General features: G+C 37.5%; 13 protein-coding genes. 9 read left to right on the forward strand and 4 right to left on the reverse strand.

Annotation, left to right across the window (positions count from 1 at the left end; all coding sequences use genetic code 11):
* Window positions 1–78 precede the first annotated feature (78 nt).
* The 6 genes from OS138_RS08800 to OS138_RS08825 all read left to right on the forward strand — a co-directional run bounded on the left by OS138_RS08800 (window position 79) and on the right by OS138_RS08825 (window position 5,467).
* Window positions 79–966, forward strand: coding sequence for a glucosaminidase domain-containing protein (locus OS138_RS08800; protein ID WP_325070012.1), 888 nt, complete (start codon window positions 79–81; stop codon window positions 964–966).
* A gap of 139 nt (window positions 967–1,105) precedes the next feature.
* The gene (gene cysK, locus OS138_RS08805) at window positions 1,106–2,032 is read left to right on the forward strand and encodes a cysteine synthase A (protein ID WP_002296093.1); all 927 of its coding nucleotides are present in this window, start codon (window positions 1,106–1,108) and stop codon (window positions 2,030–2,032) included.
* A 235-nt stretch (window positions 2,033–2,267) separates the two neighbouring features.
* The gene (locus tag OS138_RS08810) at window positions 2,268–2,714 is read left to right on the forward strand and encodes a Fur family transcriptional regulator (protein ID WP_002289542.1); all 447 of its coding nucleotides are present in this window, start codon (window positions 2,268–2,270) and stop codon (window positions 2,712–2,714) included.
* Window positions 2,715–2,987: 273 nt separating this feature from the next.
* Complete coding sequence (locus OS138_RS08815; protein WP_002289543.1) at window positions 2,988–4,340, forward strand: NADH oxidase; 1,353 nt, start codon at window positions 2,988–2,990, stop codon at window positions 4,338–4,340.
* 170 nt (window positions 4,341–4,510) lie between these two features.
* Complete coding sequence (locus tag OS138_RS08820) at window positions 4,511–4,798, forward strand: DUF5960 family protein (protein ID WP_002289544.1); 288 nt, start codon at window positions 4,511–4,513, stop codon at window positions 4,796–4,798.
* Between the two features lie 225 nt (window positions 4,799–5,023).
* Complete coding sequence (locus tag OS138_RS08825) at window positions 5,024–5,467, forward strand: MarR family winged helix-turn-helix transcriptional regulator (protein ID WP_002329162.1); 444 nt, start codon at window positions 5,024–5,026, stop codon at window positions 5,465–5,467.
* Window positions 5,468–5,472: 5 nt separating this feature from the next.
* Here OS138_RS08825 and OS138_RS08830 read toward each other — a convergent pair whose 3' ends face one another.
* Entirely contained in the window at window positions 5,473–6,657 is a 1,185-nt protein-coding gene (locus OS138_RS08830; RefSeq protein WP_325070013.1) for an MFS transporter, read from the reverse strand.
* Window positions 6,658–6,924: 267 nt separating this feature from the next.
* On the opposite strand from OS138_RS08830, the gene OS138_RS08835 reads away from it, so the two are divergent.
* Together OS138_RS08835 and nth are read left to right on the forward strand one after the other, a co-directional pair.
* A complete protein-coding gene (locus OS138_RS08835; RefSeq protein WP_002289610.1) occupies window positions 6,925–7,623 on the forward strand; it encodes a DnaD domain-containing protein in 699 nt (232 codons plus the stop codon).
* Between the two features lie 6 nt (window positions 7,624–7,629).
* The gene (gene nth / locus OS138_RS08840) at window positions 7,630–8,307 is read left to right on the forward strand and encodes an endonuclease III (RefSeq protein WP_002296097.1); all 678 of its coding nucleotides are present in this window, start codon (window positions 7,630–7,632) and stop codon (window positions 8,305–8,307) included.
* Between the two features lie 125 nt (window positions 8,308–8,432).
* Here the strand turns inward: nth and OS138_RS08845 are convergent, their stop codons facing one another.
* The 3 genes from OS138_RS08845 to recU all read right to left on the reverse strand — a co-directional run bounded on the left by OS138_RS08845 (window position 8,433) and on the right by recU (window position 12,282).
* A complete protein-coding gene (locus tag OS138_RS08845; protein ID WP_016629411.1) occupies window positions 8,433–8,966 on the reverse strand; it encodes a hypothetical protein in 534 nt (177 codons plus the stop codon).
* Window positions 8,967–9,263: 297 nt separating this feature from the next.
* A complete protein-coding gene (locus tag OS138_RS08850; RefSeq protein WP_325070014.1) occupies window positions 9,264–11,645 on the reverse strand; it encodes a PBP1A family penicillin-binding protein in 2,382 nt (793 codons plus the stop codon).
* Window positions 11,635–12,282 (reverse strand): Holliday junction resolvase RecU, encoded by a 648-nt coding sequence (gene recU, locus OS138_RS08855; protein WP_002289604.1) that lies wholly within the window; start codon window positions 12,280–12,282, stop codon window positions 11,635–11,637. The genes OS138_RS08850 and recU overlap by 11 nt, the downstream gene beginning before the upstream one ends.
* Window positions 12,283–12,345: 63 nt before the next feature.
* On the opposite strand from recU, the gene OS138_RS08860 reads away from it, so the two are divergent.
* Window positions 12,346–12,885 (forward strand): DUF1273 domain-containing protein, encoded by a 540-nt coding sequence (locus OS138_RS08860; protein ID WP_002295832.1) that lies wholly within the window; start codon window positions 12,346–12,348, stop codon window positions 12,883–12,885.
* Window positions 12,886–12,905: the final 20 nt, after the last annotated feature.

Raw genomic sequence — 12,905 nt, forward strand, 5'->3', positions numbered from 1 at the left:
AAGTATAATTTAATTAATTAAGTTTGTTTTAAGAAGAGAACTTTTTATTAAGTTTTTTTATTTTGAGGAGGAATTTGAATGCAAGAGCTGAAGACCCGCAGTGCCCGACACCATAGACCTAAAAGAAAAATGGTGATCAATAAAAAAGCGATTGCTCCTTTAATTGGAACGAGTCTTTTAGTTGGGCCGATGATGGTTACAGCGGTACCGCAACATGTTCATGCAGATGAACAAGGATCTCAAACAGTCGCTGATCCTCAAGCGTTTATCGATCAAATCGGCTGGTCTGCGTCAGAAGTTGCTGCAAGTAATGACTTGTATGCTTCAGTCATGATCGCTCAAGCGTTGTTGGAAAGTGCATATGGCACTTCCGGATTAGCTAGTGCGCCAAATTATAATCTATTCGGTGTGAAAGGAAGCTATAACGGACAGGTCGTTTATATGGCAACCAAAGAATATGTAAACGGACAATGGGTAACGATGAATGAACCATTCCGAAAATATTCTTCTTATTGGGAATCCTTCCAAGACCATGCGAATGTTCTTCGTTCAACCAGTTTTTCCACGGGCGATTATCATTATGCTGGCGTGTGGAAAAGCAATACAACAAGTTTTTATGATGCAACAGCGTACTTGACAGGTCGTTATGCTACCGATCCAAATTATGGGGCCAAATTGAACTCATTGATTAATACTTATAATTTAACCCGTTTTGATACGCCATCAACAGGTTCGGCTACAACAACCACAAGTACAACAACAACGACTACTACGACGACTTCAACGTCATCATCTTCAACAACAGATGTAAATACAAATAATGGTCAGACATATACAGTCGTGTCAGGTGATACGCTATGGGATATTGCACAAAAATTTGGCATGTCTGTTGATGATCTAATGGCGAAAAATGGCATGTCTATGTCCAATTATTCTTTATTAGTTGGTCAAGAACTAAACGTTTGATTTAGATAAAAAGGCAAAGAAACTACCATATATGGTATATCTTTGTCTTTTTTTTGCTAGTCAAAGACGAATCACTCGCCATAAATGAACAGATTGTATTATGATAAGTAAGAAGAGCAAAGACAAGGAGGAATTGAAGATGACAGCTATCTATAACTCAGTCACCGAATTGATTGGCAAAACGCCAATCGTCAAATTAAATAAAATCGTACCAGAAGATTCAGCAGATGTTTTTGTAAAGCTTGAGTTTTTTAATCCAGGAGGAAGTGTAAAAGATCGTATTGCTTTAAGTATGATAGAAAAAGCAGAACACGATGGTCTACTGAAACCAGGTGATACTATCATTGAACCTACTTCTGGAAATACAGGAATCGGATTGTCGATGGTAGGAGTTGCAAAAGGATATAAAGTAATCATCGTGATGCCTGAGACGATGAGTATCGAAAGACGTTTATTGATGAAAGGGTACGGCGCAGAGTTGATTTTGACTCCTGGTGCGGATGGTATTTCTGGATCAATCAGAGAAGCAGAACGTTTGGCAAAAGAAAACGGCTACTTTTTACCATTACAATTTGAAAATGAAGCAAATCCTCTTGTGCATGAGAAGACGACTGGTCCTGAGATACATCAAGCATTTGGAGTAAATGGCTTGGACGCGTTTGTTGCAGGTATCGGTACAGGAGGAACGATCACTGGCGCTGGCCGAGAATTAAAACGTGTGTATCCGAAAATCGAATTAATCGGGGTAGAACCAGCAGAATCTGCTATTTTAGAAGGGAAAGAAGCGGGACCTCACAAAATCCAAGGAATCGGTACAGGTTTTGTTCCTAAAACACTGGATACTTCTGTGTATGATAAAGTCCTTTCTATTAGTGGAGACGAAGCGATGGAAACAGCTAGAGAAGTTGGGCGAAAAGAAGGGATTTTAGTAGGCATCTCATCTGGCGCTGCAATTGCTGCCGCGCTAAAAGTCGCAAAAGAATTAGGAAAAGGCAAGAAGGTATTAGCTGTGGTTCCCGACAATGGTGAACGTTATTTATCTACAGCCCTTTACCAAGAGATATAAGGCACTTGGTTTTTCTCCAGATAGGTTTATGTAAAAAACTTTTAAAGATGAAAAGAACACACAAAAATTTATGATGAGAAAAATTATTTGAATAGAGACGTAGAATAGTGAACGCGACTGTTTTACGTCTTTTTTCATTAAAATACAATAAAATTGAATTTTCTTTTCATGTTAAGTGGATTTTAAAATGTAAAAATAGTATGATAAGACGAGAATAACAACGTGGGGTGTTTACATGGAAAATAAGTTAGTCGAAGAGGTTATCGAAAAGTTAAAAAAAGAGAACATTCGAATCACACCTCAACGGTACGCAGTTTTAGAATATTTGATTGAACATCATTCCCATCCAACGGCTGATGAGATTTATAAAGCACTTGAACATCGGTTTCCAAATATGAGTGTTGCGACTGTTTACAATAACCTTCGCTTATTTACTTCGATTGGATTTGTTCAAGAAATGAAGTACGGCGATGCTTCTAGCCGATTTGATTTCAGTTCAAAGCGTCATTATCATGTAATTTGTGAAAACTGCGGTAAGATTGTTGATTTTCATTACCCAGGGCTTGAAGATATAGAAATGGCTGCGAGCAGACTGACTGATTTTGAGATTAATGAACATCGGTTGGAATTGTATGGACTCTGTCCGGATTGTAAAGAGTCAGCAAAAAAGGCGCAAATGTAAAAACAGTTTCTACAAGTGTTATACCTAAAAAAAGCTAGCTGTGTAAAAAAAACGCTAGCTTTTTTATTTTTTTTGTCTTTTATTCACAATCTTAGATATCAAAGTGAATATTATCACAATAAGAATCTTGTAGATATTGGGTTCTTATGCTTGAAAAGGAATGAAACTACAAACAAACCTTTGTGAATTCACAAGCATTAAACTGTTGTATCCGTTTTATTTCTGTTATAGTAGTTTTGTCGAAGGACAAAATGTTAATCGGAGGGACCATAAATGAAAGTAGTAGTAATTGGCTGTACTCATGCAGGTACTGCAGCTGTAAAAAGTATTTTAAAAAATCATCCAGAAGCAGAAGTGACAGTATATGAAAGAAATGACAATATTTCTTTCTTATCTTGCGGTATCGCACTTTATGTCGGCGGAGTAGTAAAGGACCCAGCAGGCTTGTTCTACTCAAATCCTGAAGAATTATCTTCATTAGGAGCAACAGTTAAAATGGAACACGATGTAACAGACGTCGATACAGAAAATAAAACAGTAACGGCAAAAGATCTGAAAACAGGAGAAACAGAAACGGTTTCTTATGATAAATTAGTGATGACAACTGGTTCATGGCCTATTATCCCACCGATTAGTGGAATCGATGCGAAAAATGTACTCCTATGCAAAAACTACAATCAAGCAAATGAAATTATTGCACAAGCGAAAGAAGCAAAACGTGTAGTAATTGTTGGTGGTGGATATATCGGTATTGAATTAGTAGAAGCTTTTGTCGAATCTGGAAAACAAGTGACATTGATTGATGGATTAGATCGCATCTTGAATAAATATCTAGATAAACCATTCACAGATATCTTAGAAAAAGAATTGACAGACCGCGGTGTTACTCTTGCGCTAGGCGAAAATGTTACTGAATTTATCACAGATGAAGAAGGAAAAGTGAAACAAGTAGCTACACCAACAGATACATTTGATACAGATATGGTCATTTTATGTGTGGGCTTCCGTCCAAATACAAAACTGATCGAAGGAAAAGTAGATACACTGCCAAACGGGGCAATCAAAGTGAATGAATACATGCAGACAAGTAATCCAGACATTTTTGCAGCTGGAGACTCTGCAGTAGTCAACTACAATCCAAGTGGCACGCAAAACTATATTCCTTTGGCAACAAATGCCGTGCGTCAAGGTTTGCTTGTAGGAAATAACTTGACAGATCATAAAATGGCGTATCGTGGTACTCAAGGAACTTCAGGACTTTACCTATTTGGCTGGACGATCGGTTCGACAGGTGTGACCAAAGAAAGCGCAACTTTGAACGATTTAGAAGTCCAAGCGACTGTATTTGAAGATAATTATCGTCCAGAGTTCATGCCAACTACTGAAAAAGTAATGATGGAGCTAGTCTATGAAAAAGGAACGAATCGTATCGTAGGTGCTCAGTTCATGTCCAAATACGACATTACACAATCAGCAAATACCATGTCTTTAGCTGTTCAAAATAAAATGACTGTAGAAGACCTCGCACTTTCAGATTTCTTCTTCCAACCACATTTTGACCGCCCTTGGAATTACTTGAACCTACTTGCACAAGCAGCGCTAGGCGAAATCGAAACTGCACAATAAAGAAAAAGGGTTGTGACACAATTTTGTCACGACCCTCTGTCTTTTTTTGTGAAAAGTACAATTAGTTGTCTTTCTTCGCATTTTTTGTCACAATAAGCAGCAAAGATAAAGCTGTTACATAAAAGAACAAGCAGCTTTATTTGATTTTGAAAAGAAAGGTGAGAAAGAAGATGAATAAAGAATATTTTGTCCAACAAGATGCATTTTTAGAAGATTATAAAAGTGCTTCGAAGAAATCAACGATCAATATTGATGAGTTGGCAGATCAAGTACTCTCTCAGTTGAATGAAACGCAAGAGGAATATTACACGATGCCAGCAAAAGACGCCAAAGATAATGTTTCTCATCGTTTTCCTTTCAGTAGACGCATCTACTCAGATGAAAATGACGGCACATTGAATACAGAGTACACATATGAAGGTCAGCCGTATGTGCTAGAAACTGATGATGATCTTTAAAGACAGTTTTTGAAAAGGCTGCTCATCCTTAAGTGATGACAAAAAATCATCACAATTACCGATGACTGTCTCTTTACTATCTTTTAATCAGAAAAAGGGGTTATGACAAGCTTTGTCAACCCCTTTTTTTCTTGGTTTCAGATTGGGTTTTCCTGCAAAATATTTTTATCTTTGTTGAATAGGAAACAAAAAAACAATATAATGAAAGAAAAAGAAGGTGTAGAAATGGATAAAAGACAGCTGCTAATAGAAGAATATCTGGATTTAGCTAATGAGATTATTCATCGTAATAAACCAGAAATGGAAAAAGAATTTGCAGGATTTACTCTAAATGAACTAGAAGTGATTGAACATATCGGGAAAATCCCTGATCCTAACGTGACAAAATTAGCGAATGCTAGTTATATGACTAGAGGAGCCATCAGTAAGCTAACAAAAAAACTGATAGCTAGAGGGATCATAAATACTTATCAAAGCGAAGAGAATAAAAAAGAAATCTATTTTCAATTGACGCCAATCGGACAAAAAATAAGGAATAGACACGAGCAACTCCATCAAAAATGGGTACAGCGAGATGCTGCTGTATTTGAAAATATGTCAAAAGAAGAATTTGACACAGTATTTCGTTTTATCGGTCGATACAGAGAATTTATACGAAGTAGCAAATGAAGCTACTATTTTTTATTGTAGTGATAATAGGCAAAAATCATAAGCAAAAATCCGAATACCGTTGGAAGAAATGGTGCTGCAGCATAAAGCTGTCCTGCGATTAGCGGGCCGATGACGCGCGATAGAGATTGTATACTTTGGGTACCGCCCATTACAAGACCTTGCTGGTTATCTGAGACAGAATTGGATAGTTGGCCATTGAATACAGGAGTAAAAATAGAATCACCGAAACCATAACAGATAATCCTAAATAAAAACAAAATCGGCAGTAGAAGAATTCCAGATAATGTGATGAATAGATAGGCGAGGATTTTACTGAACATCCCTATTCTTGTGATCTGCTGTTCTGAAAATTTTTTGAGCAATCGAGGCATAATGAACAATTGCGAGACAATATCCAAGATTCCAATCAAAGAGAAGCTTAAATCAACCAACCCAGCCTTCCACTGAAAGGCGTCAATCGAAAATTGAGAAAAGATAGATTGAAGAGAGCCAGCTGCCAACCAAACAGCAAAACCTGCTGTCAATAAAGGAATAACGGATGAAATCTTGAATAATTGTTGTAATTGGTGAAAAGGTCTTACATGGGAGAAACTTAAATCTACTGAACGTTTTTTTATTGGAAGGCTTTCTAGCATAAATGTGTAGCCATAAACGGCATTTAAGAAAGTAAAGAGTGCTCCAATAAATATAGGAACAGAATTCCCCAACTCAGCTAATAGACCCCCTATAATAGGACCCAGCGTTGTTCCTATACCGACTAAAGCACCCATCCATCCAAAAACTTTGGTTCTTTCATTAGGTTCCGTGATGTCGGCAAAGTAAGCATATAAGGTGGAGATTTCTCCTGCCGTCAATCCTTCAATGATACGACCAAGGAACAACATCCATATCGAATTTCCTAAACCAAAAAGCAAATATCCGATACTTGATCCTAATAAACTGATAATAAGGATCGGACGACGCCCAAAATGATCACTTAAGCTACCGAGAATGGGGGCAGATAAGAAGGCAGCTAGAGCATAAACAGACATGAGCAAAGTGATATAGAAAGCTTGCTGATGTATGGAGTGAGAATAAGGCAGCGTTAAAAACGGAAGTACAGGACTGACGATAGTAAATCCTAATCCAGTGAATAAGACAGAGACGTATCCAAAAACTTTAGAATGTTTATTTGTGAAACTGTACATGTAAAAACTCCTTTATGCAATAATGTTGACAAGGAAACAAAAATAGTGTATGGTAATTTTGTTTCCTTGTCAACATTCTAAGGAACAGCGAAATCTACTTAATTTATTTATTCCGAAAAGTGAAGATGCGCATCAAAAACATGAACAAACAAAAATCAAGTAGACGACATTGTAAATCTGACCGATCAGTGAAGTAAATAGAAAAGAAACCTGTTCTTGCTTCCCATGTTTTTTTTACGTATACTGTGATTGAGCGGAGGAGAAATCATGTTGAATTTAGAAAATTACTTAAGCGCTGGACAAACAGTTATATCTAATCTTTTACTTAAAAATTACCATAGGATCGGTCTACAATCTGAAGAATTTTTATTTGTTCTACAGTTGCATATGGCACAGCTTGAAGGAGATACTTTCCCTGATTTGCAGATGATTGCTATGGATATGGGAATCAAGCAAGATCAGATTTTTCAAATACTGGATCGTCTCGTAACAAATGGGTTTATCAAGATAGAAACGACGATTGTCAACGGTAAAAAAGCAGATCGATATAATCTTTACCCCATCTATGATCTATTAGGTGAGTATTTAAAAACACAAGAAAAAAAATACGAAGAAAAAACACAAGAAAAAGAAATCCAGTCAGTGTATCAATTATTTGAACAAGAATTTGGACGCCCGCTTTCTTCGATCGAGTTCCAGCGAATCGGTCAATGGCTAGAAGAAGACCATTATCAGCCGGAAATTTTGAAGCTAGCACTGCGGGAAGCCGTATTAAATCAGGCTTATAGTTTTAATTACGTTGACCGCATTTTGCTATCGTGGGAAAGAAAAAATCTACGTACAAAACAACAAGTGGAAGAAGACCAAAAACGAAGAAAACAACAGCTTCTTCAAAGAGAAGTAGAACAGTCAGCTCAACAAGAAGAATTGCCGAAAGTCTCACTGAAAAATTGGTTGGAGGAGTAGCGGAATATGTTAAGCAAACAAAAAACAATGGAAGCTCTAGAAACGATGTATGGAATGTTTCCCGAAGCACATGGAGAACTCAAGCACAATAATCCATTTGAGTTATTGATTGCAGTGATCTTAAGTGCCCAGGCGACAGATGTATCAGTGAATAAAGCAACGCCAGATTTGTTTGCCTCTTTTCCGACACCCGATGCGTTAGCAGAAGCTTCAATCGATGAAATCATTCTTAAAATAAAAACGATTGGTTTGTATCGAAATAAAGCAAAAAACATCAAAGCGTGTGCACAGCAGCTGATTGAACGTTTCGATGGGCAAGTGCCAACGTCAAGAGAAGAATTGATGTCTCTTCCTGGTGTAGGCAGAAAGACAGCAAATGTCGTATTGGGGGATGCATTCGGGATACCAGCAATCGCAGTAGATACCCACGTGGAACGTGTCTCAAAACGCCTGAGGATCTGCAAACTAGATGCTACGGTCATGGAAGTAGAAGAAACACTGATGCGGAAAGTACCACAAGAATTATGGGTAAAGACACATCATACACTGATTTTTTTCGGTAGATATCATTGCACGGCAAGAAATCCCAAGTGCGAGGTATGTCCTTTGCTATCAATATGTCAAGATGGGAAAAATCGGATGCGTCTAAAAGAAAAGGCGCTAAAAAAGAAACCACGCCTGTAGACGTGGTTTCTTTAATTGCAAATAAATGTATGAATTATCTTGTTATTATGGAGAAAAGCTGTTTCGTTTATCTTTTTTGCATGAAAAAGTAAATGTACATACTCAGTAGCTAGGATGGTAACTTATTACAATTTATTGCGATAAAAATAAATGTTGTTATTTTTCTTGGGAAAATACCCGATGTAGAAAATAATGCCTTCCAATATACCTATAAAATAAGTCCAGTATTCCAAAGGATTATATAAATAAGTGACGTATCTATCTAAAGGTGTAATAAAAATGATAAGTGATAATAAAAAAATACCATTTATAACTAAACATAAACTAATGGATTTGGGCGGTTTCAGGCTCATCAGAAAAATATAGATTCTGGTGAACAACAACCATAAAAAAGTGAGAATCATTGCATGAGAGCTTCTTTCCATAAATTTTCCTTTAAGAGTAGTGCTTAAAAGTACAGAAAAAATAATAAATGCAAGGATAGGTGCAATTAAAGTAAATTTATTTAATAATAAACTAAATTTTTCAGCTTTTTTATTCTTGGAATAACGAGGTATTGTTTTCGATAAAAAAAGATGGTGCAGACAAATTATGATAATTAAGCATACTATTAGATAACTCAAAATGAAGCCTTCTTTCAAAAAATTATTCAAAACCATATATTGTATTTTTTATTTGATAATAACAATGGAATTATTAAGAAGTGGCGCTAAATAAAAGACTAGTGTGTATTTAGCCAATTTAATTATAAACAAGTAAATGGATAAAGTATATGTAAATGATAAAAGAAAAATGGATTTTCTAATTTTAAGCTAAATGTTAGATCACACATGTATACGCTGGATAGTCTTATAAAAAAATCATGTAATACAGCTTGGTACATGATTTTTATTTGTAGCTGTTTTTTACATAGACACAAAAAAGAAACCACGTCTAAAAGTGTGGTTTCTTTTTTACTATCTGTTTCCAGAAGCTGAGGTGCTACTGGATGGTGTATGGTCATTTGCAGCATCCGCTCCGCTAGTTGCTGGCTCACTGGAAGAAGCAGGAGGAGCAGATGAAGACGGTGTCGAGCTTTCTTCGGATGAAGAAGAAGGAACCGTTGTTGAAGACGCTGGCTCGCTTGTTTCTGCTGTCGTGCTTTCTTTTGAGGACTCAGCAGTTGATTCACTTTGACTAGTAGAGCTAGAGCTTTGAGTCGTTGTCTCTGTTGTTGAGCTTCCAGGAGTCTGGACATAGCTGGAAGATGGAATAGTTGTTGATGGTGTAACTGCATTCGATCTAGCTGTATATTGATCTTTGTAGTACAGTTCACCGCCCACACGAATTAATCCGCTTGGCATCTCCCAGTCTGTATTTGTCACGTTAGCTGAAACATACTGCATAAGCTCGCGATAAACATCAGAGGCTACGTGTGACGATTCTGAAGTGACAGGTGTCATTTTTTTATTGTAACCTGTCCACACGGAAATCGAATAATTTGGCGTATAGCCCGCAAATAAGATATCTGGATACACCCCAGAAGAAATACCAAGTTTTGCATACTCGTCATCTGTGTAATTGGATGTTCCAGTCTTACCGGCTTGATATAACCCAGCGATTTGCGCATTCGTACCAGTTCCTTCAGTGATCGTATCTTTTAAAATGTCTGTGATCATATAAGCTGTTTCTGGAGACATGGCTGTTTTTCCATCTGGCTCATAAGTTTCTTCTGTTCCGTCTTGGAAGACGATTTTATTAACATATTGAGGTTTGTAATAAGTCCCTCCATTGGCGAAAGCCGCATAGGCTGCTGCCATTTTTAAGGAAGAAGCTCCGTATTTTGTCCCATCTTGTTCTTCCGTATTACTAGAGATCGCATTCGATTGATGGATCGTACTGTATTCGATCCCAAGATTTTTTAAGAAAGAAGCCACTTTATCTGAACCGACTTCATTGAATAATTTGACTGCTGGAACATTACGGGATAAGTAAAGTGCTTGGCGTAAAGTAATGGTGCCCATATATTGATTATCCCAGTTTCCTACAGGAGTCGAAGTCCCTTCATAGTTATACGGTGCGTCAGTAATAGTTTTTCCAGTAGAATATTTCAAATATTCAAAAGCTGGTCCGTAATCTGTGACAGGTTTCATCGTAGAACCAAAATCACGGGAAGTATTCACTGCTAAGTTGTTTCCTAAAGTTACGTCTTCTGCGATGTGACGTCCGCCAATCTGGGCTTTTACTTTCCCGGTATTGGTGTCGATAAGGGTGGAGGCAACTTGCATCTCGTCGTCTGGGTAAGAGACATACTGATCCGTGTTGACGATATCATATAGTTTCTTTTGGGCGTCCAGATCCAAATTCGTATAAATCTCTAAACCGTCTGTGTAGACATTCTTATCTGTTTTTTCTTGTACTTCATTGATGACTTCTTTGACGTAATTATCGACGATCTTAGTATTGTCATCGGATTGAGTTAGTTCTTGCAGACCATCCGTTACCGGTACATTGACAGCTTGATCATACTCTGTTTGAGAGATTTTTTCGTTTTGAAGCATCGTATACAAAACAGTATCTCGTCTTTTCTTCGCCTGATCTGGATAAACATAAGGATCATAGGCGGAAGGGGCTTGAGGCATCCCAGCAAGCAATGCTGTTTGCGGTAAAGAAAGTTCTGATAATTTCTTGCCAAAGTATATCTCAGAAGCTGTCTCCATCCCGTACAAGCCGTTTGACATATACACTTTATTTACGTAGTAGGTCAAGATCTCTTGTTTCGATTTTTTTTGTTCCAATCTTACAGCCATCCACGCTTCTTGGGCCTTGCGTTTCAGGGTCTGATCCTCTGCACTAGTGGAGAAGAAGGAAAGTTTGATCAATTGCTGTGTCAAAGTACTTCCGCCTTGCAGTCCGCCAGAGGTAAAGTTAGAGAGGGCAGAACCGATGATCCGAATAGGGTCAACCCCGATGTGTTTATAAAAACGGCGATCTTCTACCGACACGATCGCATCTTCTAATGTTTTCGGTAATTCATTCGCAGAAATTTTTTCACGCTTTTCTGCGCCTAAATCTTCGAATAGTTCGCCATCTTGTGTATATAGTTTGGAAGATACGGTAGCGTCTAATTTTTTATCCGTCAATTCGGGCGCATCTTTTGCGTAATACCAGAAAAGTCCTACACCTGCTAAAAAGAGGATACAGAAAAATGAGAGTATTCCTAAAAGGATCTTGATAAATAATCCTTTTTTATGTGTTCCAGAGGACTTTCCAGAACCTTTGCCAGAATTCTTCTTCACGCTCTTTTTAGGAGTAGGCTGTTTCTGTCGTCTAGAGCTTCTAGTTTGTTCATTTGCCATTCTTGCTTTCTCCTTCAATAGATAATGTTGATAAATAGAAGTCAACCGCGTCCAAATAAGGAATCCGCGGAGAAATACCAGTTTTGATCTCTATTCCTAGTTCTTCGATCAAAGATAAAGGTAGTGATTTGCGTCCTTTTTCCTTTTGGGCGTCCCAGTAAGCAATCAAATGAACACTATTCAAATAAAAACAGCGCTTCAAAGACGAAAACCATAACAAGACAAAGCAGACCCCATTTTGTTCGAGGCATGCTTTCATATGTTCGATTTGATGGGCATGGAAGTTTTTAAAGGGAAAAGATGTTTTGTTCTTGGTTTCTTTTGCTTCAAAGTCCAAGTAAAAGCCTCGATAGACGCCATTATAGTCTGTAGTTGAGGCTTGGGTAAAGTAGGCTTCCTTGATCACAGCAGCACTTCTCTTAGGATAGTCTACTTTCACGATTTGGATAGGGGTAGGCTTTTTATGGATAACCGCCAACCCGCGGGAAAGATAATATTTATTACTTTCATTGATTGCTTCTTCAAAGCGCATCCCCCGATTGCCGAATTCAGTGATCTGATTTCTTTTTTCTTGAATTTTTTCGACGGGAGAGGCATTCTTATAATAAGGTTGGCCATTTGGATAGCGCAATACCATCTTTAATCACACTCCTAGGCCACATTATAGCAAAAAAGCGGATAGAAAGAAAAGGAATCTGAGATGGATAAGTCAAAAGTAATCTATGTGTCCGGGTATCGAAGTTTCGAACTCGGTGTTTTTAAAGAAAATGATCCTAAAATCCAAGTTGTTAAAAATGTTTTAAAAAAAGAACTCCGTCAGTTAGCAGAAGAAGGGCTGGAATGGGTACTCGTTAGTGGAAATCTAGGCGTCGAACTATGGGCTGTGCAAATAGTAGCGGAATTGAAAGAAGAATATCCGGAACTATCTCTTGGTATTTTGTATCCTTTTTCTGATTTTGGTAATAACTGGAATGAAGGGAACCAAGAAAAAAAACAATTAGCAGAACAATTAGCAGATTATGTCGAAGCTGTTAGCCATCAACCCTATCAATCACCTAGTCAGTTAAAGAATCATACTCGTTTTATACTTGAACATACAGTGGGCTGTTTGCTGATCTATGATGAAGAATTCCCTGGAAAAACGAAGTATTTTTTTGAAGATGCACAGAATTACCAAGCAGATCATCCCTACGAAATTCGGCTGATCAGTATGGACGATCTTCAAAATTTTAGTGAATAATCGATATTGTGTTTGATTTA

The organism is Enterococcus sp. E5-37 (assembly GCF_035726925.1).
GTDB classification, from domain to species: domain Bacteria; phylum Bacillota; class Bacilli; order Lactobacillales; family Enterococcaceae; genus Enterococcus_B; species Enterococcus_B faecium.